The organism is Streptomyces sp. NPDC030991 (assembly GCF_055571235.1).
Map to the genome: position 1 here is coordinate 46,534 of NZ_JBVIFR010000032.1, position 22,376 is coordinate 68,909.

24 protein-coding genes and 1 riboswitch are annotated in these 22,376 nt (G+C 73.1%); of the genes, 13 read left to right on the forward strand and 11 right to left on the reverse strand.

The features are described from left to right. Position 1 precedes the first annotated feature (1 nt). From ACZ45E_RS36765 to ACZ45E_RS36785, 5 genes are read right to left on the reverse strand one after another with little or no spacing between them, the layout of a single operon-like run. Complete coding sequence (locus ACZ45E_RS36765; RefSeq protein ID WP_468229958.1) at positions 2-1,405, reverse strand: cobyrinate a,c-diamide synthase; 1,404 nt, start codon at positions 1,403-1,405, stop codon at positions 2-4. Further along, on the reverse strand, positions 1,399-1,998 hold the full coding sequence (cobO, locus tag ACZ45E_RS36770; RefSeq protein WP_468229961.1) for a cob(I)yrinic acid a,c-diamide adenosyltransferase: 600 nt from the start codon (positions 1,996-1,998) through the stop codon (positions 1,399-1,401). The genes ACZ45E_RS36765 and cobO overlap by 7 nt, the downstream gene beginning before the upstream one ends. Then, positions 1,998-4,145, reverse strand: coding sequence for a putative cobaltochelatase (locus ACZ45E_RS36775; RefSeq protein ID WP_468229964.1), 2,148 nt, complete (start codon positions 4,143-4,145; stop codon positions 1,998-2,000). The genes cobO and ACZ45E_RS36775 overlap by 1 nt, the downstream gene beginning before the upstream one ends. A gap of 49 nt (positions 4,146-4,194) precedes the next feature. Further along, entirely contained in the window at positions 4,195-5,712 is a 1,518-nt protein-coding gene (locus ACZ45E_RS36780) for a cobyric acid synthase (protein WP_468229967.1), read from the reverse strand. Beyond that, on the reverse strand, positions 5,709-6,677 hold the full coding sequence (locus ACZ45E_RS36785; protein ID WP_468230012.1) for a cobalamin biosynthesis protein: 969 nt from the start codon (positions 6,675-6,677) through the stop codon (positions 5,709-5,711). Before ACZ45E_RS36785 ends, ACZ45E_RS36780 begins: the two co-directional genes overlap by 4 nt. Before the next feature lie 58 nt (positions 6,678-6,735). Next, positions 6,736-6,816, reverse strand: a riboswitch (cobalamin riboswitch). 335 nt (positions 6,817-7,151) lie between these two features. Between ACZ45E_RS36785 and ACZ45E_RS36790 the strand changes: the two genes are divergently transcribed. Both ACZ45E_RS36790 and ACZ45E_RS36795 read left to right on the forward strand, forming a co-directional pair. Beyond that, positions 7,152-7,388: a DUF397 domain-containing protein gene (locus tag ACZ45E_RS36790; RefSeq protein ID WP_468229970.1), complete on the forward strand. Its 237-nt coding sequence runs from the start codon at positions 7,152-7,154 to the stop codon at positions 7,386-7,388. Between the two features lie 26 nt (positions 7,389-7,414). Beyond that, a complete protein-coding gene (locus ACZ45E_RS36795) occupies positions 7,415-7,726 on the forward strand; it encodes a hypothetical protein (RefSeq protein ID WP_468229973.1) in 312 nt (103 codons plus the stop codon). Here the strand turns inward: ACZ45E_RS36795 and ACZ45E_RS36800 are convergent. The 5 genes from ACZ45E_RS36800 to ACZ45E_RS36820 all read right to left on the reverse strand — a co-directional run bounded on the left by ACZ45E_RS36800 (position 7,659) and on the right by ACZ45E_RS36820 (position 11,996). Next, entirely contained in the window at positions 7,659-8,339 is a 681-nt protein-coding gene (locus tag ACZ45E_RS36800; RefSeq protein ID WP_468229976.1) for a hypothetical protein, read from the reverse strand. The genes ACZ45E_RS36795 and ACZ45E_RS36800 overlap by 68 nt on opposite strands. Positions 8,340-8,385: 46 nt before the next feature. Continuing rightward, entirely contained in the window at positions 8,386-9,240 is an 855-nt protein-coding gene (locus ACZ45E_RS36805) for a helix-turn-helix domain-containing protein (protein ID WP_468230014.1), read from the reverse strand. A 350-nt stretch (positions 9,241-9,590) separates the two neighbouring features. After that, positions 9,591-9,812 (reverse strand): hypothetical protein, encoded by a 222-nt coding sequence (locus ACZ45E_RS36810; RefSeq protein WP_468229979.1) that lies wholly within the window; start codon positions 9,810-9,812, stop codon positions 9,591-9,593. A gap of 31 nt (positions 9,813-9,843) precedes the next feature. Further along, entirely contained in the window at positions 9,844-11,118 is a 1,275-nt protein-coding gene (locus ACZ45E_RS36815; protein WP_468229982.1) for an inorganic phosphate transporter, read from the reverse strand. Positions 11,119-11,318: 200 nt separating this feature from the next. Then, positions 11,319-11,996, reverse strand: a complete 678-nt coding sequence (locus ACZ45E_RS36820; protein ID WP_468230017.1) for a lysozyme — start codon at positions 11,994-11,996, stop codon at positions 11,319-11,321. A gap of 211 nt (positions 11,997-12,207) precedes the next feature. On the opposite strand from ACZ45E_RS36820, the gene ACZ45E_RS36825 reads away from it, so the two are divergent. The 6 genes from ACZ45E_RS36825 (at position 12,208) to ACZ45E_RS36850 (ending at position 19,063) form a co-directional block, all read left to right on the forward strand. Next, a complete protein-coding gene (locus ACZ45E_RS36825; RefSeq protein WP_468229984.1) occupies positions 12,208-12,861 on the forward strand; it encodes a class II aldolase/adducin family protein in 654 nt (217 codons plus the stop codon). A 218-nt stretch (positions 12,862-13,079) separates the two neighbouring features. Next, the gene (locus ACZ45E_RS36830) at positions 13,080-14,207 is read left to right on the forward strand and encodes an alpha/beta hydrolase (protein WP_468229987.1); all 1,128 of its coding nucleotides are present in this window, start codon (positions 13,080-13,082) and stop codon (positions 14,205-14,207) included. A gap of 200 nt (positions 14,208-14,407) precedes the next feature. Continuing rightward, positions 14,408-15,796 carry a hypothetical protein gene (locus tag ACZ45E_RS36835; protein ID WP_468229988.1) on the forward strand — a complete coding sequence of 463 codons (1,389 nt, stop codon included), beginning with the start codon at positions 14,408-14,410 and terminating at the stop codon, positions 15,794-15,796. A gap of 146 nt (positions 15,797-15,942) precedes the next feature. After that, positions 15,943-17,541, forward strand: a complete 1,599-nt coding sequence (locus ACZ45E_RS36840; RefSeq protein WP_468229990.1) for an ABC-F family ATP-binding cassette domain-containing protein — start codon at positions 15,943-15,945, stop codon at positions 17,539-17,541. Positions 17,542-17,914: 373 nt separating this feature from the next. Then, positions 17,915-18,136: a helix-turn-helix domain-containing protein gene (locus ACZ45E_RS36845; RefSeq protein WP_324772334.1), complete on the forward strand. Its 222-nt coding sequence runs from the start codon at positions 17,915-17,917 to the stop codon at positions 18,134-18,136. A gap of 135 nt (positions 18,137-18,271) precedes the next feature. Then, entirely contained in the window at positions 18,272-19,063 is a 792-nt protein-coding gene (locus ACZ45E_RS36850) for an enoyl-CoA hydratase/isomerase family protein (protein ID WP_468229994.1), read from the forward strand. 33 nt (positions 19,064-19,096) lie between these two features. On the opposite strand, the gene ACZ45E_RS36855 is transcribed toward ACZ45E_RS36850, so the two are convergent. Then, entirely contained in the window at positions 19,097-19,852 is a 756-nt protein-coding gene (locus tag ACZ45E_RS36855) for a nucleopolyhedrovirus P10 family protein (RefSeq protein WP_468229996.1), read from the reverse strand. A 106-nt stretch (positions 19,853-19,958) separates the two neighbouring features. Here ACZ45E_RS36855 and ACZ45E_RS36860 point away from each other — a divergent pair, with 106 nt between their 5' ends. Genes ACZ45E_RS36860 through amaP form a run of 5 tightly spaced genes read left to right on the forward strand, consistent with a single transcriptional unit; the run spans position 19,959 to position 22,243 of the window. Beyond that, entirely contained in the window at positions 19,959-20,432 is a 474-nt protein-coding gene (locus ACZ45E_RS36860) for an Asp23/Gls24 family envelope stress response protein (protein ID WP_468229999.1), read from the forward strand. A 40-nt stretch (positions 20,433-20,472) separates the two neighbouring features. Beyond that, entirely contained in the window at positions 20,473-20,658 is a 186-nt protein-coding gene (locus ACZ45E_RS36865; protein WP_324772339.1) for a hypothetical protein, read from the forward strand. Positions 20,659-20,661: 3 nt separating this feature from the next. Beyond that, a complete protein-coding gene (locus ACZ45E_RS36870) occupies positions 20,662-21,006 on the forward strand; it encodes an Asp23/Gls24 family envelope stress response protein (protein WP_468230002.1) in 345 nt (114 codons plus the stop codon). Continuing rightward, complete coding sequence (locus tag ACZ45E_RS36875) at positions 21,003-21,659, forward strand: DUF6286 domain-containing protein (RefSeq protein ID WP_468230004.1); 657 nt, start codon at positions 21,003-21,005, stop codon at positions 21,657-21,659. Before ACZ45E_RS36870 ends, ACZ45E_RS36875 begins: the two co-directional genes overlap by 4 nt. Then, positions 21,656-22,243 (forward strand): alkaline shock response membrane anchor protein AmaP, encoded by a 588-nt coding sequence (gene amaP / locus ACZ45E_RS36880; RefSeq protein WP_468230007.1) that lies wholly within the window; start codon positions 21,656-21,658, stop codon positions 22,241-22,243. The genes ACZ45E_RS36875 and amaP overlap by 4 nt, the downstream gene beginning before the upstream one ends. Positions 22,244-22,376: the final 133 nt, after the last annotated feature.

Genomic DNA, 22,376 nt, shown 5'->3' on the forward strand with positions numbered 1-22,376 from the left:
TTCACGGCGCGCCGCCGCACCGGTCGACCAGGCGCGCCGCGATGTCCGGCCGGGCCGCCCAGTGGGTGTGCAGATAACTGGCGTGCACGCCCTGCTGCACGAAGCCCTCGACGCGCCGCTCCGGGAGCCGCATGCCCCACGCGGGGGCGGGGCCCGCGCCCGGCTCCATCACGGTCCGGTGGAACTCGTGGCCGCGCAGCCGGGCCCCGGCCGGGGCGAGGACGCTGTCCGAGACGGCCACCGCGTCCCGGTAGCCGAGGGTGAGGCGCGGCGACATCCGGGCGTCCGCCGCCAGGACGCCGCACATCTCCTGGCCGTCGAGGGAACGGGAGAGGTAGAGCAGGCCCGCGCACTCGGCGACCACCGGGGCGCCCGCGCGGGCCAGCTCCGCCACGGCCTTGCGCAGTTGCGCGTTGGCGGAGAGCTCGGGCGCGTAGACCTCGGGGAAGCCGCCGCCGATGACGACGGCGGCGGTGCCCTCCGGGAGGTGCTCGTCGTGGAGGGGGTCGAAGGTGGCGACCTCGGCGCCCGCCGCGGTGAGCAGTTCGGCGTGTTCGGCGTAGGAGAAGGTGAAGGCGGGGCCGCCCGCGACCGCCACCACCGGCCCGGTGCGCGACCGTGGGCCCGCCGTGGCCGTGCGCGCGGGTTCCCGCGCCTCCGACAGGGCGGGGCTCCACGCCTGCGTCGTCAGCGGCGGGGCCGTCCTCGCCAGCGCCAGCAGTCCCTCCAGGTCGCAGCCCTCGCGCACCATCGCGGCTGCCGCGCGCACCGAGTCCACCGCGTCACCGCTGCGCTCGGCCACCGGTACGAGCCCCAAGTGCCGTGCCGGAGTGGCCACTTGAGGCGTGCGGCGCAAGGACCCGTAGACGGGGATGCCGACCTCCTCCAGGGCCTCGCGGAGCAGCAGCTCGTGCCGCTCCGAGCCCACCTTGTTGAGGATGACGCCCGCGAGCCGCACCTGCGGGTCGAACGAGGCGAAGCCGTGCACCAGCGCCGCCACCGACCGCGACTGCGACGACGCGTCGACGACCAGCACCACGGGCGCCTTCAGCAACTTGGCGACGTGCGCCGTCGACGCCAGTTCGCCCTGTCCCGACGCCCCGTCGAAGAGGCCCATCACACCTTCCACGACGGCGAGTTCACAGCCCCGGGCGCCGTGCGCGAAGAGCGGCCCGACGAGATCGGGCCCGCACATGTACGCGTCCAGGTTCCGGCCGGGGCGCCCGGTCGCCAGGGCGTGGTAGCCCGGATCGATGTAGTCGGGCCCGACCTTGTGCGGGGACACGGCGAGGCCGCGCTCGGCGAACGCGGCCATCAGGCCGGTCGCCACCGTCGTCTTGCCCGACCCGGACGCGGGCGCGGCGACGACCAGCCGCGGCACGTCCACGGTCAGCCCGGTCACCACTCGATGCCCCGCTGGCCCTTCTGGCCCGTGTCCATCGGGTGCTTCACCTTCGACATGTCGGTCACGAGGTCCGCGAACCCGACCAGTTTCTCCGGGGCGTTGCGGCCCGTGATGACGACGTGCTGCGTGCCCGGACGTGCGCGCAGCACCTCCACCACCTCGTCCACGTCGATCCATCCCCAGTGCAGCGGATACGCGAACTCGTCCAGCACGTACAGCTTGTAGGTCTCCGCGGCCAGGTCCCGCTTCACCTGCTCCCAGCCCTCGCGGGCCTTCTCCTCGTTGTCGGCCTGGTCGTCGCGCTGCACCCACGACCAGCCCTCGCCCATCTTGTGCCAGTCGACGGTGCCGCCCTCGCCCGAGGCGCCGAGGACCTTGAGCGCGTTCTCCTCGCCGACCTTCCACTTCGCCGACTTGACGAACTGGAACACCCCGATCGGCCACCCCTGGTTCCAGGCGCGCAGCGCGAGCCCGAACGCGGCCGTCGACTTTCCCTTGCCGACGCCCGTGTGCACGAACACCAGCGGACGGTTGCGTCGCTGACGAGTCGTCAGCCCGTCGTCCGGTACGACACTCGGCTGTCCCTGCGGCATCAGGCGGCCCTCCTGCGGTTCTGGTTCGTTCCCTGTACGTCCTTGACGAGTCCGGCGATGGCGTCGGCCCGCAGTTCCTCCAACGTGACGGCGCTGCCCCCGAGTTCACCGGCGAGCTGCCCGGCGAGCCCGAGCCGCACCATGCCGCTCTCGCAGTCGACGACCACGCTGGCCGTGCCCTCCGCGGCGTGCAGCCCGGCCGCGCGCCTGGCCAGCTTCACCGGCTCGGGGCCGCCCGTGGCCCGCCCGTCGGTCACCACGACCATCAGCGGCCGGCGCGCCGGGTCCCGCAACCGCTCCACGCGCAGCACCTCGTGCGCTTTGAGCAGCCCGGCCGCCAGCGGCGTACGCCCACCGGTCGGCAGCGACTCGAGGCGCGCCGCGGCCGTGTCCACGCTCGACGTCGGCGGCAGCGCCACCTCGGCGCCCGCCCCGCGGAACGTCACGAGCCCCACCTTGTCGCGCCGCTGGTAGGCGTCGAGCAGCAGCGACAGCACGGCGCCCTTCACGGCGCCCATCCGCTGCCGGGCGGCCATGGAGCCGGAGGCGTCCACGACGAAGAGCACCAGGTTGCCCTCCCGGCCCTCCCGGGTCGCCTGCCGCAGATCGTCGCGGCGCACCACGAGCCCGGGACCGGAGCGGCCGCGCGCCCGCTGATGCGGCGCCGCCGCGTGCACCGTCGCCGCCAGATGCAGCTTGGTCAGGGCGCCCCGGGGCCGGACGGCGCCGGTCGTACGGCCGTGCTCGGTCCGCGCCCGCGAGCGCCGCCCGGCGGCCCCCTCGCCCAGGCCCGGGACGCTCAGCATCTTCGTACGGAACGGCTCGCCCGCCGAGACGGCCCGCTGCTCAGGACCGCCGTCGGCCGCCGGCGCACCCGCCGGCCCCTCCGGGGTCCCCTGCGGCTCGGCGCTCCCCTCCGAGGGGGGCCCGTCCTGCCCGGAATCCGCAGAACTTTCAGAACTGTCAGAACTCTCGGAACCTTCGGGTCCCTCGGGCCGGGGACCGTCCTGCGGCGGCAGCCCACCGCCGCCGTCGGGGCCCCCGTCGTCCGGACCCCCGCCGCCGGGGCCGTCCGGCTCGGGATCATCGTCGGGGTCGCCGGAGTCGCCGGAGTCGCCGGAGTCGGCGGGGTCGTCGGGGCCGAACTCGTCCAGGGTCTCGTCGAGCTTCTCCTCGTCGAGCCCCGGCGCGTCGAAGGGGTTCCGGCGTCGGCGGTGCGGGAGCGCGAGCAGCGCGGCCCGGCGCACGTCCTCCGCGAGCACCTCGGTGCGCCCCGCCCACGCGGCGAGCGCGGTCGCGGTCCTGGCCATCACGATGTCGGCCCGCATCCCATCCACCTCGAACGCCGCGCAGATCGCCGCGATCCGGGTCAACGCCCCGTCACCGAGGCGCACGTGGGGCAGCAGGGCGCGGGCGGCGACGATGCGCTCCCGCACCTCGCTCTCGTCCCCGGCCCAGCGCGCGGCGAACCCCTCGGGGTCGTCGTCGTAGGCGAGCCGCCGCTTGACGACCTGCACGCGCCGCTCCGGCTCCCGGGACGCGGCGACCTCGACCGTGAGACCGAACCGGTCGAGCAACTGCGGCCGCAGCTCGCCCTCTTCGGGGTTCATCGTCCCCACGAGGAGGAACCGCGCGGCGTGCCGCACGGAGACGCCCTCCCGCTCGACATAGGAGGCGCCCATGGCCGCGGCGTCGAGCAGCAGGTCGACCAGATGGTCGTGGAGCAGATTGACTTCGTCCACGTACAGGATCCCGCGGTGCGCGTCCGCGAGCAGCCCCGGCTCGAACGCCTTCACGCCCTCGGCGAGCGCCCGCTCGATGTCGAGCGCCCCGACGAGCCGGTCCTCGGACGCGCCGACCGGCAACTCGACCATGCGCGCCGGGCGCAGCACCCCGGGCCCGACCTCGTGCGGGCCGTCCGGGCACTGCGGGTCGGGGGCGCCCGGAGCGCAGGAGAACCGGCATCCGGCGACGACGTCCACCGCGGGCAGCAACGCCGACAGGGCGCGTACGGCGGTGGACTTGGCGGTTCCCTTCTCGCCGCGCACGAGCACACCGCCGACGGCCGGCGACACGGCGTTCAGCAACAGGGCGAGCCGCAGGTCGTCCTGGCCGACGAGAGCGGTGAACGGGTACGGGGTGGGCATCGATCCTCCAGAGAATTGAACAGGCCGGGCACGGGAACCGGGGCGCTGGCTACGGCGCTCCCGGCGGAACGAACGGCAACCCCTTCGGTGCTCCGCCCTCGATCAACCGCCACAACGCGTCCGTGTCGGCATACCGCTCGATCAGATCCCCGAGCCGGTCGAGCTGCTCCTCCCGCAGCGCGGCGAACGACGTGTCCGGCGCCGGCACGAACCGCCGCCCCGCGGCCTCGGCGACCTGGCGCAGGAACGCCCGCCGGAACCCGTCGGATTCCAGCGAACCGTGCCAGTGCGTCCCCCACACCGCCCCCACCCGGCAGCCGTCCAGGAAGGTCTCCCCGCCGAGGACGTCGGCGACGCCGTGATGGATCTCGTACCCCTCGACCGGCTCCCCGAGAGCCACCCCGGCCGGCCGTTCCAGCGTCTTGTCCGCCGCGAACCGTACGCGCACCGGAAGCAGCCCGAGCCCGTCCACGACCCCGGCTCGCGATTCGACCTCGTCCTCGATCCGCTCCCCGAGCAGCTGGAAGCCGCCGCAGATGCCGAGCACCGGGCGCCCCTCGGCGGCCCGCCGCACCAGCGCGTCGGCGAGCCCGCGCTCGCGCAGCCACTCCAGCGCCCGCACCGTGCCGCGCGTCCCCGGCACGATCACCAGGTCGGCGTCGGCCAGCTCCTCGGCGCGGTCCACGAACCGCACGACCACACCCGGCTCGGCGGCCAGCGCGTCGACGTCCGTGAAGTTCGACATCAGCGGCACCGCGCACACGGCGACCCGCAGCACGTCCGCGCCGACGGGCGGCGCCACGACCGACTCGCGCACCGCGCCCCGCAAAGAGACCCGCAGGCCGTCCTCCTCGTCGATCCCGAGACCGTGCTGGAACGGCAGCACCCCGTAAGTGGGCCGCCCGGTAAGGGACTTGAGCATGTCGAGCCCGGGTTCGAGCAGCGTCACATCACCCCGGAACTTGTTCACCAGATACCCGGCGAGCAGCTCCTGGTCCTCCGGCGCGAGCAGCGCCGTCGTCCCGAAGAACGAGGCGAAGACACCACCCCGGTCGATGTCCCCGACCACCAGCACCGGCAGCCGCGCGGCCCGCGCGATCCCCATGTTCACGATGTCGGTCCGGCGCAGATTGATCTCGGCGGGAGAGCCCGCCCCTTCACAGATCACAGCGTCATGGCTGCTCCGCAACTCCTCCAGGCACCCCACGACGGTGTCGAGCAACGCGCCCTGCCGCGCCCCGTGATAGCCCCGCGCACTCATCTCGCCGACGGGCTTGCCCATGAGCACGACCTGGCTGCTGCGGTCGCTGCCCGGCTTGAGCAGCACCGGATTCATCAGCGCGCTCGGCTCGACCCGCGCCGCCTGCGCCTGCATCGCCTGCGCCCGCCCGATCTCGGCGCCCTCGCGCGTCACGAACGAGTTCAGGGACATGTTCTGCCCCTTGAACGGCGCGACCTTCACACCCTGCCGTACGAGCCACCGGCAGATCCCCGCCGTGACCACGCTCTTGCCCGCGTCCGACGTCGTCCCCGCGACGAGCAGCCCGCCGCCCCGCCGCCCGCTCATCGGCGTCCTCGCAGACGTCCCAGCACCAACCGCCCGGCCACACAGACTCCCCACGCCGTCACACCGACCCGCCGCGACAACCGCGCGGCCCGTTCCACGTCCGACACCCGCACCGCGCGCCCGCCCGCGTTCAGCACGGGCCGGTGCTCGACCCTGCCCCCGTACGCCAGCGTCCCGCCCAGCCGCACCCCGAGAGCCCCCGCGAACGCGGCCTCGACGACCCCCGCGTTGGGGCTGGGGTGGTGCCCCGCGTCCTGGCGCCAGGCCCGGGCCGCCTCGCGTGGACGCCCGCCCGTCAGCACGGCCAGCGCTCCGGTCAGCCGCGCCCCCGGCCACCCCGCGACATCGTCGAGCCGGGCCGAGGCCCAGCCGAACCGGCGGTACCTGGCCGACTTGTGCCCGACCATCGCGTCGAGCGTGTTCACGGCACGGAAGGCGAGGAGGCCCGGCACACCGCCCACGGCCCCCCACACCAGCGCCCCCACGACGGCGTCCGAGGTGTTCTCGGCGACGGACTCGACGACGCCCCGCGCGATCCCGTCGGCGTCCAGGCCCTGCGGATCCCGCCCGCACAGGCGCGGCAGCAACTCCCGGGCCAGCTCCACGTCCCCCGCGTCCAGCGCGGATCCGACGCCGCGCGCCTCCCGGCCCAGCGAGGTCCCGCCGACCACGGCCCAGGTGGCGGCGGCGGTCAGCGCGACGGAGGCGACGGGGGAGTTGCGTACGGCACGAGCGGCGAGGGCGCCCGCGGCGGCGGCGCCACCCGCGCAGACCACGGCGTGCGCGGCGCCCCACCCACGGTGGTCCCGCCACAGCAGACGCTCCACGGCCCCCGCGGCCCGGCCGAAACCGGCGACGGGGTGCCCGCGGCGCGGATCGCCGAACAGAGCATCGGCAAGGAGACCGGCGGCGGCACCGTACGCGAAGACGCGCTCGGCCCGCGCCGCGCCGCGCAGGGCGAACATGGCGGTAGTTGTCCTCACTCAGGGTGTCCACGCCCTGGTTCGACGAGACCGGCAGCGAGAGTTCCTGGCTCGCCCCTCCCGGCTTCCCGGCGGAGGGCTCACAGTGGCGGGACCGCGCCGGACTCGCACCGGCTTCCTCGTACTGCTGCCGTATATGGCCCGCGAAGTCCACCACGGTGCGCGAAGGCGCGTCAACTTGCTGTTGACCTGGGGGGCGGAGTGTGGGGAGGTCCACAGCCCGGCCGTCGCGGTGCCGCCCACAGGGCCGGAATTCCTCTAGGTGTCGAAAAGCGGCCTATCTAGACTGGGAAGCGGCAGACGGAGAGCGGTCCACGCATGGTTGAGGGCGCCTTGCGACGTCGTACGGCGGATCCGTCCGGTATCCCTGGGCGGGCCGTCGCAGCGGCGCTATGGTGCCTGCACGCGGGCGTGCAATGACGGGGGACGCCGGCTCTCGAGCAGGAGGAGGCCGGTGTGTCCCGAGCGGCAGAGCACGCGCGGCCATGGCACGGACAGTCCATCGGGCCATGGCGGAAGAGCAGTTACTCGGGAGTGACCGGGGACTGCGTGGAAGTGGCGCTCGGCGAGGCAGAGGTCCTGGTCCGCGACTCCGGGAACCGGGATGCGGCCGCCCTCCTCTTCCGGGGCGCCCGATGGCAGGCGTTCCTGAGGGCTCTGAGCGGCCCCGGCCCGGGCAGGGCAGACCGCTGAGCCCGCCGCGGGGGGAGGAGAGCGCGATGACCATTCATTACCTGACCGAGGCGCGGGAGCGGGCGCACGGGGCGGTGAGCCGTACGGCGCGCGGAGTCGTCTCCCCGCGCGGACTCGTGGGGTTCTGCCTGGCGTGCGGCCTGACGGCGAGCGTGGTCGGAGCGCTGGCCGCCGCGCTGGTCCCGGCGGGGCGGCTGCGCGTCGTGGTCTGGGTGCTGGCCGCGGCGGTGTTCGCCGCGGCGGCCGGACTCCGCGCCGGTCTGCGCAGTGTCAGGGGCGGGTCGTCGCGCCCGGGTCCGGTGCCGGATCGGGGCCGGGCGGCGGAGCGTCGGCGCTGAGCGGGGACCGTATGCCGTCGGCGCACCGCAGCAGGAGGCGCGCGAAGCCGTAGGCGATAGCGGTCACCGGTGAGGTCGCCGCCGCCACGACCGAGCCCATCGCCCAGGGCGAGGTCACCCCGAGGGCCTGCACCACCACGACGAGCCCCGCAAGACCGCCGAGCAGCACCAGAGCGCCGCCCATCGCACCGAACAGCAGGAGCCGCGTGTGGCGGCGGTTCTCGTTCAGGATCTGGGCGTACATCATTCCGGCCCGCCGGGTCTGCCCCTCGTCGGCCGCGACATGGATGACCACGGCACCGAACGAGGGCCGCTCGCCGGGGGACCGCACCGCCTCACCGGCGACCGGATCGGCCGCCGTGGGCTCCGGGGTCGGCGCGTAAAGGGGAGCGGCCGGCTCCGCGCGGCCCGGCGTGCCCGTGGCGCCGACTGCGCCCGCAGCACCCGGGGCCTGCGCACCACTCGTCGCACCCGGCGCCTCCGTACCACCCGTGGCACCCGAGACGCTCGCACCGGCCGCACCACGCGCCTCACCGGCCCCCTCGGTGTCGTCGAGCCGGGGAACGGCGGCCGCGGGGAGCCGCCACCACCACTCGTCGCCTGCGGCCGGCATGTGCGCCTCCTACACGGGCTCTCCAGGGCCCGGCCCGTTCCTCACCTCACGAGGTGTCGAGCCCGTCCCTGATCTTGCTGATGAGATCGATGGCCAGGTCGCCGCTGTACGCGATCTCGCGGAGCGATTCGAAGCACTCCTGGTGCTGCACGATCAGTTCATGGTCGTCACGGATCGACTGGTTGCCCTGGGACTCCAGGTACAGCAGGTCCTCGTCGTCCGTGAAGCCCAGCAGGATGAAGCTGTTGAGCGTGGCGAAGTGCGCGCCATGGGTGAACGGCAGCACCTGGACCGAGACCCGGGGCCGCTGCGCCATGTCGACCAGGTGCTGCAACTGCCCGCGCAGCACCCGGGGGCCGCCGATCTGCCGGTGCAGGGCCGCCTCGTCCAGGACGAAGAACGTCCAGGGCGGAGTGTCGCTCTCCAGCGCGCGCTCCTGCCGCTCGGTCCGCAGCTCGACGATCCGCCGGGCCCGGGCCTCCTCCACGTGCGGCTCCAGCATGGCCATCGCGTACTCCTCGGTCTGCAGCAGACCGGGCACCACGATCGGGTGGTACGTGCGGATCGACGCGGCAGCGCTCTCGTACCCCAGGTACTGGCGGAAGGCGGGGGTGAGCACGTCGTTGTACCCCGTCCACCAGCTCGGGCCGCGCGACCCGCGAGCGGCCTCCTCCAGCTCGTGCCGCAGCGGGTCCTCCACCACCCCGTAGTGCTGGAGCAGAGCCCGCAGATCGGTCACCGAGACGCTCACCGTCCCCGCCTCGATCCGCATGATCTTGGACAGCGACCAGTCGAGCGCCTGGGCCGCGTCGGTCTGCGTCTGCCCGGTCGCTTCACGGGCCTTGCGCAGTTCGAGGCGCAGCCTGCGTCGATTGAGGCTGGGGTCGATGTCGCGGGCCATCATCTCTGTCTCCTTGCCGACCGTGTGCCAGGCCCAGTTCGTCAGACGAGAGCTGGCCAAGTAGTGAACGGAAGCTAGCAGACGGCTGAAGGCAGTTTGCTGGTGGCTGTTGGAGCCTGGCTAGGCGGCTCACGTCAGTCTGCCATATGTCACATCAGCGGTGGCCTGGTGAGGCGCCCTTTCCCTGCCGCCTGCGCCGGGTTGCGACATTTGGCAGCGCCACACCCGTTCCGGTGACAAGTCGAACGCGAAAGCGGGGTGCGGGACGCCGTACGTCCCGCACCCCGCTCGGGTGCCGCTGAGCCCCCGCCGCGTTCAGAAGATGAACGCGGCGGGGGCCGAATCGGCCGTCAGGCCACGATCAGGAAGATCCCGTACGCCACGGCCGCCGCGCACAGTGCGAAGCACAGGTACGCGCCCGAGGTGACGGCCGTCGCCGAGCCGCCCCGCTGCGCCGCCGACTCCCGCTTGGAGAGGCCGACGATGCCGAGGGTGAACAGGCCCACCAGGGCCACGGTGGTCACGAGGCTGACCCCGAAGACGGAGCCGAGAGCCGCCCAGTCGATGTTCATACCTGGTCCTGCTTCCTTCTGCTACGAGGCTTCACAGCGTGGCGCCGGCGGGGCGCGGGGTGTCGGCCACGGTCTGGATCGGAGCGTGGATCGTGGTCTTCACCTCGACCGAGGCGCCGGGCTCGACGGCCGCGGCGACCGGCGGCGGGCTGACCGCGGCGATGGCCGTGGTCACGACGCCCGCCGACTCCGGCGCGGAGTCGGTCGTGCCGGCGGTGACGTTGGTGTGGTCGACGGAGTCGCGGCGGGAGAGCTTCCAGATGATCCCGGAGCCGCCGAGCAGGAGGAGCGCGGTCAGGCCGATGCCCCAGGGACCCTGCTTGGTGAGGAACTCGGCGCCCGCGCCGACCAGACCGGCGGCCGGCAGGGTCAGGCCCCACGCGACGAACATCCGGGTGGCGGTCGACCAGCGGACGACCCCGCCCTTGCGGCCGAGGCCCGAACCCATCACGGCGCCCGAGCAGACCTGGGTGGTGGAGAGGGAGAACCCGATGTGCGAGGAGGCCAGGATCGCGGTCGCGGCACTGGTCTGCGCGGCGAACCCCTGCTGCGGCGCGAGGTCCGTGAGGCCCTTGCCCATGGTGCGGATGATCCGCCAGCCGCCCAGGTAGGTGCCCATCGCGATGGCGAAACCGGCCGAGACGATGACCCACAGCGGCGGGTTCGCGCCGGGCGACAGGACGCCGCCGGTGATCAGCGCGAGGGTGATGATGCCCATCGTCTTCTGCGCGTCGTTCGTACCGTGCGCGAGGGAGACGAGACCGGCGGAGGCGATCTGCCCGGCGCGGTAGCCCTTGGCGGTGGCCTTCTGGTCGGTCCTGCGGCTGATGCGGTAGGTGAGGCGCGTGGCCAGCAGCGCGGCGAGACCGGCCACGATGGGCGCGGCGACCGCGGGGAGCAGCACCTTCGTGACGACGGTGCCGCCGTTCACCGACGACCAGCCCATCGACATGACCGCGGCGCCGATGAGGCCGCCGAAGAGCGCGTGCGACGAACTGGACGGCAGGCCGACCAGCCAGGTCAGCAGGTTCCAGAGGATGGCGCCGACGAGCGCCGCGAAGATGACCTCTGTCTTGAGGCCGTCCTCATTGATGATTCCGCCGGAGATGGTCTTCGCGACCTCCACGGAGAGAAACGCTCCGACGAGGTTCAGCACGGCGGACATGGCCACCGCCGTCTTCGGCTTGAGAGCGCCTGTCGAGATGGTCGTGGCCATCGCGTTGGCGGTGTCGTGGAAACCGTTGGTGAAATCAAAGACCAGCGCGGTAACGATCACGATCGCAAGGAGCAGCGTGATGTGTTCCATTTACCCAGGCTTCGGTTGGACGTCAGTGGCACGTCGAACGTAAGCAGGCTGGATGAACGGAAGATGAACTGGGCCGGGCTATGTGGTGACTCGAAGCGGAGGACTCCTTCTTCCTCCGGCGCGCGGCGGCGGCACATGTTCCGTTTCGGCCCCGCGGACGCCCGGAATCCGGGGCTCCGCGGGACCTGACGGCCGGGTGGTCAGCCGCGGGCGAACTTCCGCAACTGGCTCATCGAGCCGTTGAAGAGATTCTGGTCACCCGGCAGGCTGCCGCCGTGGTTGTGCTGCCAGAACGTCCAGTACGCCCAGCCGGCGGGGAGCGGGCCCGCGCTCCGGTCGTAGCGGGCGAGCCACAGGGCGTGGTTGGCGGCGAACGCCCGGCTGTTGCCGGTGCACGCCTTCCACCAGAGGTAGTTCGTGTAGATCACCGGGCGCCGCCCGGTCCTGCGCCTGGTCTCGTCGCTGAAGGACCTGATCCACGAGACCAGCTTCGACTTGCTCAGGCCGTAGCACTTCCTGGAGCTGTACGGGTTGTACTCGATGTCGAGCGCGGGCGGCAGCGTCCACCCGTCCCGGCTCCAGGACCCGCCGTTGCGCACGAAGTACGCGGCCTGCGCCTTGCCCGAGGATCTGTTGGGCAGCGCGAAGTGGTAGGCGCCCCGGATGATGCCGACATTGCGTGCGCCGTTGTACTGCTGGGCGAAGTAGGGGTTCTTGTAGGTCGTCGACTCGGTCGCCTTCACGTAGACGAACCGCGCCCCCTTGCTCTTCGCCTTCTGCCAGTTCACGTTCTTCTGGTGGGACGAGACATCGTGCCCCTTCGGCCTGGTCACGGCCTGTGCGGGCAGTTCGGCGAGGGTGGTTCCCGCCAGCGTCAGCGCGAGGGCGGACGTCGCCGCGGCGAGGCGGACGCGGCCGCGGGACGGTGGGTGACGGGGAGCCGTATGTCCCCCCGGATGGCGACGTGCATGACAAATCTCCCAGAGGCTGACGGATGATTCCTTCTCGTCTGTCGAAGCCAAGCCAAGGTTCCCTTGTGGGCGGTTTGTAGCCATATGTGACCCTACGATGCCTGACAAGATGCCTCGCATGACGCAACTCGCCCAGGCGTGGGAAGAATTGGTGACGACGGCCCGCAGGACCGTGAGCGACGGCCTGGTCGTCGGGGTGTCGGGCAATGTCTCCGTGCGTGTCGGGGACACCGTCCTCGTCACCCCGAGCGGTGTCCCCTACGACCGGCTCGGTCCGGACGACCTCGTCGCCGTCGGTCTCGACGGCGAGCGGCGCACCGGCGCGCTCACGCCCACCAGCGAACTCCCCATGCACCTCGCGATCTACCGGCACACCGACGCGCGCGCGGTGGTGCACACCCACGCGGTGCACGCCACCGCCGTCTCGACGCTCGTGTCGGAGCTCCCGGCCGTCCACTACATGACGGCGGCCCTGGGGGGCCTGGTGCGCGTCGCTCCTTATGCGACATACGGCACGGAGGAGTTGGCCGAGAACATGCTCGCCGCCCTGGCCGGACGCACCGGCTGCCTGTTGCAGAACCACGGGACCGTGACCTACGGAGCCACCCTCGCCGCCGCCTACGACCGCACCGCCCAGCTGGAGTGGATGTGCCGGCTCTGGCTCACGGCCCACTCCGTCCCGGGCCGCACGCCCTCCCTCCTCACCGACGAACAGCTGCAAGAGGTGGGGGAGCGGCTGAGCGGGTACGGACAGCAGCCGGGCCGCGCGTAGGGCGGCCCACCCTTCTGTCGTGCCGCGGATGGACCGTCCCACCAAGGGACGTGCGGCAACCGCCGGAGGCAGATCGTCCCCCAGCAGCCGCAGACGGACCGCCCCACGCGCACCACCCCCCGGCGGAAACCCCGTCCCACCCGCCACGACAGCCACGCACGTCACTCCCACCCCCCGCCCCACTGGCCCGGGCGGGCCCGTCCGTCGACACTGGACGGGTGCGTACCGCCAAAGCGACGGCAGCTGCCGTCACCGCCGTGCTCGGAGCCTCCGCCGCCGCGATCGCCGTGGGCCGGCTGGCCAGCGACGCCGCGCTCAAGGCGCCCCCGGGGCACCCCCTGCCCACCGAGCCCCGGCTCACGGTCCACAGCATCGCGGCGGGGCACATCACGCTGACCCGCGACCTGTCCTCGCTGCGACCGGGCACGTACGGGCTCGCGGGCGACGGCTGGCACGCGGTCGTCGGGCCCGTGATCGAGTCGGCGCCGCACGCCGCGGACACGGTCGTGCGGCGGCTGGAGCGCGTCACCCACGGCGTCCCGGAACCCGGCGCGAAAGCCTGGCTCACGCCGCAGGTGCACCTCGGCGACCCCCGCTCCGCGCTGGGGATCGACCACACCGACATCGGCGTCCCGGGCGAGCTCGGGGCGCTGCCCGCCTGGTACGTGCCCGGCGTGCGCGACACCTGGGTCATCACGGTGCACGGCCTCGGGACCACACGGGAGCACCCCCTGAACGTCCTGGGCTTCCTGCACCACCAGCAGTTCCCGCTGCTGGACCTCGCCTACCGCGGCGACCTCGGCGCGCCCCGCCCCCCGGACGGGCTCCACCATCTCGGGGCCACGGAGTGGCGCGACCTGGACGCGGCGATCCGCCACGCCGTGCGGCACGGCGCCCGGCGCGTCGTCGTGCACGGCTGGTCGACCGGGGCCGCCATGGCCCTGCGCGCCGCCGCGCACTCGGCGCTGCGCGACCGCATCGCGGGCCTGGTCCTCGACTCCCCGGTGCTCAGCTGGGAGGCGACGCTGCGCGCCCTGGCCGGCGCCCGGCGCACCCCGGCCGCGCTGCTCCCGCTGGCGGTCAGGGCCGCGCAGGGCCGCACGGGGCTGAGCGGCGACCGGTACGCAGAGGCGGCCGACCCGGCCGCGCTCGGGGTGCCGACGCTCATCGTGCACGGCCCCGACGACGAGGTGGCGCCCTGGGCCCTCTCCCGCCGGCTGGCGGACCGCCGACCGGACCTGGTCACCCTGCACACGGTCGACGGCGCCCCGCACAACGCGATGTGGAACGCGGATCCGCGAGGTTACGAGGAGACGCTGCGACGCTTCCTGACCCCGCTGATGTGAGCACTCCGCCGAGGTGAGCCCGTCGCCGATGCGAGCCGCCCGCAGGGGTGAGCGCGGCGGCGCACCCGGTCACGGACCCCGCGGAGCGCTGCCGTGCACCCTTGCGTGAACGCCCGGCGGGGCCCCGGCGAACCACGACGCGAGCCCCGAACAAGCACTCCCGTTTGGGAATTCACGGGGTCACCCTGGACACTGCTCCAGTGACGTCCCGTACCCCGCGCGACTCCAGACTCCGACTCGTCGGCCCGCGCCGCCAGCCCCTGGCCGCTGCCGCCCCGCGCGCAGCCGTCCGGCGGCCCGCGCCGCGCCCACCGGAGGGCACCCCGCCCCCCGCCGAGCTGGCCCGTGCCGCCCGGCAGTGCCTGGCCGTCGCCGTGCGGGTGGCCCGCTGGGCGGACACCACGCTGAGCCCGGGCAACAGCACCGGCGCGCGCGACGGCAAGGGCACCCTCTCGGACACCACCGCGCGCCGCGCCGCCGACGACCTGGGCCTGACCGTGGACCAGGTCCGCGCCGACTGGGACACCGCACGCCTCGCCGGCCTCGTCGAGGTGCACGGCGACATCGCCCGGCCCGGCTGGCGGCTGCGCGTCTGGGACCGTGACGACACCGCCGTGCTGCGCGGCTGGGTCGCCCTGTTCGACGCCTGGTCGCTGGTCCACCCGGCGCCGGACTCCCTGGAGCCCGCCGCGGTGGCCGAAGTCGTCGAAGCGGTACCGCAGTTGCTCTCGTTCTGTCAGCTGATGGCGGGCCCGGTGCCGACCGCGCAACTCCTCGACCTCCTCGACCAGCGCGTCGTCGAACTGCGTGCGGAGCGCTGCGAGATCCCCTACGGGCCGCAGCCGGAGCCGGTGCCGCCGCAGGACACCCCGCTTCTCCCGCTGCTCGACTGGGCGCTCGCGGGGCTCGCCGCGGTCGGCGCGCTGACGTACGCCGAGGAGCACGCCACCCTTACGCCGCTGGGCAGTTGGGCGGTCTGGGTCAAGCTGGAGCAGATCTGCGTTGCCGCCCAGTCCCCGGCCGGGAACATCGAGGTGTCGGCCGAGGACATGCTGCGCGGCTGCGCGCGGCTGCGCCCGAACGCGGCCCGCGCCGAGTACCGCGCCTGGCTCGCCGCCCGTGACATCGGCAACGCCGTCACCGAGCTCCTGGACGCCGCCCGCGGCGAGGACGCCCTGCTGCGCGGTCTCGCCTTCGAGGCGCTGCGCGTCGTCGGGGCGCCGGCCGAGCCGGAGGTGCGGCGCGCCGCCGACGACCCCGGCCTGCGCGCGTACGCCCTGCTGTGGCTGGCCGAGTACGAGGGGGCCGACCCGGAGGACGTGCACACCGTGCTCACCCGCGAGGAGGCGACGTGGCTGTGGGTGGACACGGCCGCTGCCGTCGCCGACCACGGTGAGGCGCCGCTGCTCGTACGGCACTTGGAGTCCGCGGTGCAGCCGACCGTGCCCGCGCTGATCGCTGAGGTCCGCGCCGTCGGCCACCCCCGCACCGTCCAGGTCCTGGTCGCCCTGGCGGCCGCGCACCCCGATCCGGCCGTCGCGAAGGCGGTGCGCCGTGCGGCGTTCCAGGTGCACACGGGCGGGGCGTGAGCGGGCGGCCGTGCGAGACGCCCGGGAAAGCCGTTTGCATCCCCCCGTTAAACTGGGTCCCATGACGTTTCTTCTCTGGGTGGTTTAGCGGCGCCGACCGGCCCTCGCCTTGTCAACCAGCCGTAACCCTGTCCTGGAGCACCCCCGTGATCACCGCATCCGGTATCGAACTGCGCGCCGGCGCCCGCATCCTCATCGAGAACGCCTCTTTCCGTGTCGCCAAGGGCGACCGCATCGGCCTGGTCGGCCGCAACGGCGCGGGCAAGACCACCCTGACCAAGTGTCTCGCCGGTGAGGGCACCCCGGCCGGCGGCACGATCTCCCGCTCCGGCGAGGTCGGCTACCTGCCGCAGGACCCGCGCACCGGCGACCTCGACGTGCTGGCCCGCGACCGCATCCTCTCCGCCCGTGGCCTCGACTCGCTGATGCGCAAGATGCGCGAGAACGAGCAGCGCATCGCGAACGGCTCGGGCGCCACGCAGGCCAAGGCGCTCAAGCAGTACGAGCGCCAGGAGACCGAGTTCCTCACCAAGGGCGGGTACGCCGCCGAGGCCGAGGCCGCCACCATCGCCGCCGCGCTGAACCTGCCCGACCGGGTACTCGGCCAGCCGCTGCACACGCTCTCCGGCGGTCAGCGGCGCCGTGTCGAGCTGGCCCGCATCCTCTTCTCGGACGCGGACACCCTGCTCCTGGACGAGCCGACCAACCACCTGGACGCCGACTCGATCGGCTGGCTGCGGGACTACCTCAAGACGTACAGCGGCGGCTTCATCGTGATCTCCCACGATGTCGAGCTGGTCGAGACGGTGGTCAACAAGGTGTTCTACCTGGACGCCAACCGCTCCCAGATCGATGTCTACAACATGGGCTGGAAGCTCTACCAGCAGCAGCGCGAGGCCGACGAGAAGCGCCGCAAGCGCGAGCGCCAGAACGCCGAGAAGAAGGCCGCCACGCTGAACGCGCAGGCGGACAAGATGCGCGCCAAGGCCACCAAGACGGTCGCCGCGCAGAACATGGCCAAGCGCGCCGACAAGCTCCTCGCGGGCCTCGACGAGGTGCGCCGCAGCGACAAGGTCGCCAAGCTGCGCTTCCCCGACCCCTCGCCGTGCGGCAAGACGCCGCTGATGGCCGAGGGCCTGTCGAAGTCGTACGGCTCGCTGGAGATCTTCACCGACGTCGACCTGGCCATCGACAAGGGCTCGCGCGTCGTCATCCTCGGCCTCAACGGCGCGGGCAAGACGACCCTGCTCAAGCTCCTCGGCGGCGCCGAGAAGCCCGACACCGGGCAGGTGATCGAGGGCCACGGCCTCAAGCTCGGCTACTACGCGCAGGAGCACGAGACCCTCGACCCCGAGCGCACCGTCCTGGAGAACATGCGCTCCTCCGCGCCCGACCTCGACCTGGTCGAGGTGCGCAAGGTGCTCGGCTCGTTCCTGTTCTCCGGCGACGACGTCGACAAGCCAGCCGGGGTCCTCTCCGGCGGCGAGAAGACCCGTCTGGCCCTGGCGACGCTGGTGGTCTCGGCGGCGAACGTGCTGCTCCTCGACGAGCCCACGAACAACCTCGACCCCGCCAGCCGCGAGGAGATCCTCGGCGCGCTGCGCACCTACAAGGGCGCCGTCGTCCTCGTCACGCACGACGAGGGCGCCGTCGAGGCGCTCCAGCCGGAGCGCATCATCCTGCTCCCCGACGGCGTCGAGGACCTGTGGGGCCAGGGCTACGCGGACCTCGTCGCGCTGGCCTGACGTGCCTGACGCGCCCGGGGCGCGTCAGCACGGCTTGATCGAATGACTGATCCACTGGGTATGGATCATTCGGCCGATCCGTGATCCTTCATCTGAGTGAGATCGCCTCGTACCGAGGTGTGTCCTACACGGATTTTCCCGCCGCTCGGGCCATGCCGCCCTTGCACCACCTGGGCAGGCGCTGACCTGCCGGTATTGCGGTACGAGAGATTCCGGGCGCCGTGAAAGGCGTCCGGAATTTCTTGTTCCGCTCATGTGGATCGCCTCGGCTTCCGCAATTGTGCGCGCACGGACCTTGCCGAATGGGTGGCCAGGAACGCCGCAAGGGGTGATCATGGGAATTCCAGAGCGCACTTCCCACGAGGAGGCACGGGTGGCCGAGACTCTGAAGAAGGGCAGCCGGGTAACCGGCGCCGCGCGCGACAAGCTCGCGGCAGACCTGAAGAAGAAGTACGACTCCGGTGCGAGCATCCGGGCGCTGGCCGAGGAGACCGGCCGCTCGTATGGCTTCGTGCACCGGATGCTCAGCGAGTCCGGAGTCACGCTGCGAGGTCGCGGCGGGGCCACGCGAGGCAAGAAGGCCGCGGCGAACTGACGCGACCGACCTGTCCTCGCAGGTCACACGGATCGTTTGGCTCACTGGTCCCTTCGGTGGCCACCCGGTCGGTCAGCTGATCGGCCGGGTGGTTACTGTGCAGTCACTTATGACCGCGCAGACCCGGAGGCCCCGATGACTTCGCCCGCACCGCTCCTCGACAAGGACGGCGTCCGGCTCACCGTCGACGACGCGATCGCCACGGTGACCCTGAGCAACCCGGAGAAGCGCAACGCCCAAAGTCCTGCTCTGTGGCGGGCGTTGGCCGAAGCCGGGCGCTCGCTGCCGGGCTCCGTGCGGGTCGTCGTGGTGCGCGGCGAAGGCAAGTCCTTCTCCGCGGGCCTGGACCGTCAGGCGTTCACGCCCGAGGGGTTCGACGGTGAGCCGTCCTTCATCGACCTGGCACGCGGCGGCGAGGAGTATCTCGACTCCACGATCGCCGCGTACCAGGATGCCTTCACCTGGCTGCGCCGCAGCGACCTGCTCTCCGTCGCCGCGGTCCAGGGACACGCGATCGGTGCCGGGTTCCAGCTCGCCCTCTCCTGTGACCTGCGCGTCGTCGCCGACGACGTGCAGTTCTCCATGCGCGAGACCAGCCTCGGACTCGTCCCGGACCTCACCGGTACGCATCCGCTCGTCTCGCTGGTCGGGTACGCCCGGGCGCTGGAGATCTGCGTCACCGGGCGCTACGTCCACGCCGAGGAGGCCGTCTCCTGCGGCCTGGCCAATGTCGCCGTGCCCGCCGAGCAGGTGACCGCCGCGACCCAGGACCTGATCGCCGCACTGCTCGCCGCCCCGCGGGACGCCGTGATCGAGACCAAGGCGCTGTTGCAGGGCGTGAGCGGCCGCACGCTGGACGAGCAGCGCGCCGCCGAGCGGGCCGCGCAGGGCCGCCGCCTGCGGGACCTGGCCGGCCTCGGCGACTGACCTCTCCGCCTTCCCGGGCCCGCGGCAGCCGCCTCAGCCGTCCCCCGCACCGCTCCCGGCCGTTCGCGGCGCGACCTCCGTGACCAGCGCCGCGACGGTCGGGGCGTCCGGGAGCGCCGTCGTCACGGCCTGCCGGACGGCTCGCGCCACGTCCAGGGCGCGGGCCCCGGCCGACACCGCCAGTTCCACCCGGACATGCCGCCGCGGCAGCGACGCGGAGCCCGTCCGCTCCTCGATATGGACCGCGCGGCCGAGACCGCCCAGGGTGCCCGTCAGCCGGGTGACGCCGGGCACGGCCAGCGCGGCCTGCGCCGCGCGCGCCTCGTCACCGGAGAGGGACGGCGGCTTCGCCGGCTCCTCGGTGGCCTGCTCCGGCTCCGGCTGCTCGGGTTCGGCCTCCAGCAACGCCGTGACCTGGAGGTCCACCTCCGTCACCAGCAGCCCCAGACCATCGTCCGCCGCCCGCGAGAGCGCCGCGCGCAACCGGGCCGTGGCCTGGGGCAGCGGCTCGTCGGCCGACGCCGCGCACTCCGCGACGATCCGCAGCGGCCCCGGCGGCAGCGCGCTCGGCGGGGCCGGCACCGCGGCCTCGTACACCCCGTCGGGATCGGCCCCCGTCAGCCGCAGGGACCCGAGGCGTACACCGCGGACCTGGGCCACCGCCCGGCGCAGCACCTCCCGCGCCGCGGCCTCCGTGATCCACGCCCCGTCACCCGGCCCGCCCAAGGGCAGCAACCTGCCGATCCCCAGCTGCTGCCGTACCGCCTGTGCCCATCGATCAACCGTCATTGCCCCAGGCTGCCCCATCCCGGGCGCGGGACCGGGTAACCGCACTTAATGTGGGCAAAAGAAAGCACACCCCAACGAGATCACACCTCAAAGAGGGGACGGTCCGATGAGCGACACCGCCCAGCAGTTCGGCGAGACGCAGCAGGCAGCATCCACCGGAAAGACCAACGTGACGAAGCGGGGCGGAGGCGACCCCGCGAGCCGGGGGCGGACCACCATCGCCGACGGCGTCGTCGAGAAGATCGCCGGTCTCGCGGCGCGCGACGTGGACGGCGTCCACGCGATGGGCAGCGGCCTCTCCCGGACCTTCGGCGCCGTGCGCGACCGGGTGCCCGGCGGCACCAAGTCCGTGTCGCGCGGCGTGAAGGCCGAGGTCGGCGAGGTACAGACGGCGCTCGACCTGGAGATCGTCGTCGAGTACGGCGTCTCGATCGCGGACACCGCGCGCGCCGTGCGGGAGAACGTCGTCGTGGCCGTCGAGCGGATGACCGGGCTCGAGGTCGTCGAGGTGAACATCGCCGTCAGCGACGTGAAGCTGCCGGACGAGGAGGACGACGAGCCGGAGTCGAAGCTCCAGTGAGACCCGGACCCGCCCGCAGCGTACGCAAGAGGAGCGCACGATGAATCTGGCCGTGATCGGCATGATCGCCGGCATGGCTCTCGGATTCGCCGGATATTTCGGCGGTTTCGGGGCCTTCCTGCTGGTGGCGGCGCTCGGCGCCATCGGCTTCGTCGCCGGACGGTTCCTCGAGGGGGACCTGCAACCCGGCGAGTTCTTCCGCACACGCGGCGACCGGCGGCGGTGACCTGTGGCGACACAGGTCGCGCCTGCCGAGCGCGGCGCGACCCGGATCGCCGACCGGGTCGTCGCGAAGATCGCCGCGTACGCGGCACGCGAGGCGCTGGACACCGTTCCGGACGAGGGTTCGCCCCCGCACGCCGCGGTCGCCGTGCACCATGACACCGCCCGGGTCCGTATCAGCCTGGAGCTGGAGTACCCCGCGGACATCGGCGCCCAGTGCGGTGCCGTACGGCGTCAGGTGACCGAGCGCGTACGGACGTTGGTGGGCATGGAGGTGCCGGAGGTGGCCGTCCAGGTGGAGCGGCTGCACCCGGACCGTGCGCACCGAACCGACCGGGGGAGGATCCGGTGAGCGAACCCACCCAGCGGCTGCCCGTCGTCGAGCGGAGCCAGGACGAGCCCGGCGGCCGACCGGCGACCACGGCGGCCGACGCGTCGCACGCCACCCCGGCGGGCGGCAGGAAGACCGGCCGCTTCTGGTCGGCCCGGCGCATCCCGGCCGCGCTGTGCGCGCTGGTGCTCCTCGGCGGCGTGGGCCTCCTGCTCTACGACATCGCGGCGGTACGTTCCGGCCGGCCGGCCATGCAGTGGCGGCGCAGCCTCGCCAGGGAGCTGGCCCAGCGCCCCCTGGAGGACACCGCCGTCCTGGTCGGCGCGGGCATCGCCGCCGCGCTCGGCCTGTGGCTGCTGCTCCTCGCGCTCACCCCCGGGCTGCGCGGCGTCCTGCCGATGCGCCGCGCCCACCCCGACGTACGGGCCGGTCTGCACCGGGACGCCGCGGCGATGGCGCTGCGCGACCGCGCCATGGAGGTGCCGGGCGTGCAGTCCGTGCGCGTCCGCGTCAAGCGTTCACGGGCCAAGGTGCGGGCGCTCTCACATTTCCGCGAACTCGACGACGTACGGGCCGAGTTGAACTCCGCGCTGGGCGACGGCATCAAGGGGCTCGGGCTCAGCAGGGACCCCAGGCTCTCGGTGCGTGTGGCCCGGCCCGGCAAGAAGGGATGAGCGGCGTGCTGAGAACCGTGAACCGGATCGTGCTCGGCCTGCTCGGCCTCGTACTCGTGGCCGGCGGCGGGTCCGTGCTCGCCGTCGGTCTGGGCGCGAAGCCTCCGTCCTGGTGGATCCACGACAGCCGCAAGGACGTCCTGCTCAGCGTCGCCGACCGGCAGCGCTGGCGCGACGAGGGCTGGTGGTGGCCGACGGTGATCGCCGTGCTCGGGGTCCTCGTGCTGCTCGCGCTCTGGTGGCTGGTGGCCCAGCTCCGGCGCCGCCGCCTCGCCGAGGTGCTGGTGGACACCGGGGACGGCGAGGGCGCGCGGCTGCGCGGCCGGGCCCTGGAGAGCGTGCTGGTGAGCGGCGCCGAGAACCTGGACGGGGTGGAGCACGCTGGGGTCGTCCTGACCGGCCGCCGCTCCTCGCCCAGGGCCCGGGCCAAGCTCGCCCTGGCGCCGCACGCCGCACCCGGCGAGACGCTGTATCAGCTCGGTGAGGACGCGCTGGCCCGGGCCAGGGACTCGGCGGGGCTCGCCTCGCTGCCGGCGGAGGTCCGGCTGCGGGCGGTCAAGCACCGTGCGGAGCGGGTGAGCTGAGCGGTGCCGAGGGGGCTCGTCCCGGACCACGGGACGAGCCCCCTCGGCGAGCCGGAGTGGCCCGGGGTTTAGAACCTTGGGGGGGTTCGCTGGCGAAGCGAAGCAATGGGTAGGGGGGGGGGGGGGGGGGATG

Bases quoted from the DNA above. Each gene is read 5' to 3' on its own strand.
- cobO (WP_468229961.1), bottom strand. From the start codon at position 1,998: ATGCCGCAGGGACAGCCGAGTGTCGTACCGGACGACGGGCTGACGACT.
- ACZ45E_RS36775 (WP_468229964.1), bottom strand. From the start codon at position 4,145: ATGCCCACCCCGTACCCGTTCACCGCTCTCGTCGGCCAGGACGACCTG.
- ACZ45E_RS36780 (WP_468229967.1), bottom strand. From the start codon at position 5,712: ATGAGCGGGCGGCGGGGCGGCGGGCTGCTCGTCGCGGGGACGACGTCG.
- ACZ45E_RS36785 (WP_468230012.1), bottom strand. From the start codon at position 6,677: ATGTTCGCCCTGCGCGGCGCGGCGCGGGCCGAGCGCGTCTTCGCGTAC.
- ACZ45E_RS36795 (WP_468229973.1), top strand. From the start codon at position 7,415: ATGACCATTCATTACCTGACCGAGGCGCGGGAGCGGGCGCACGGGGCG.
- ACZ45E_RS36800 (WP_468229976.1), bottom strand. From the start codon at position 8,339: ATGCCGGCCGCAGGCGACGAGTGGTGGTGGCGGCTCCCCGCGGCCGCC.
- ACZ45E_RS36805 (WP_468230014.1), bottom strand. From the start codon at position 9,240: ATGGCCCGCGACATCGACCCCAGCCTCAATCGACGCAGGCTGCGCCTC.
- ACZ45E_RS36810 (WP_468229979.1), bottom strand. From the start codon at position 9,812: ATGAACATCGACTGGGCGGCTCTCGGCTCCGTCTTCGGGGTCAGCCTC.
- ACZ45E_RS36815 (WP_468229982.1), bottom strand. From the start codon at position 11,118: ATGGAACACATCACGCTGCTCCTTGCGATCGTGATCGTTACCGCGCTG.
- ACZ45E_RS36825 (WP_468229984.1), top strand. From the start codon at position 12,208: ATGACGCAACTCGCCCAGGCGTGGGAAGAATTGGTGACGACGGCCCGC.
- ACZ45E_RS36850 (WP_468229994.1), top strand. From the start codon at position 18,272: ATGACTTCGCCCGCACCGCTCCTCGACAAGGACGGCGTCCGGCTCACC.
- ACZ45E_RS36855 (WP_468229996.1), bottom strand. From the start codon at position 19,852: ATGACGGTTGATCGATGGGCACAGGCGGTACGGCAGCAGCTGGGGATC.
- ACZ45E_RS36860 (WP_468229999.1), top strand. From the start codon at position 19,959: ATGAGCGACACCGCCCAGCAGTTCGGCGAGACGCAGCAGGCAGCATCC.
- ACZ45E_RS36865 (WP_324772339.1), top strand. From the start codon at position 20,473: ATGAATCTGGCCGTGATCGGCATGATCGCCGGCATGGCTCTCGGATTC.
- amaP (WP_468230007.1), top strand. From the start codon at position 21,656: ATGAGCGGCGTGCTGAGAACCGTGAACCGGATCGTGCTCGGCCTGCTC.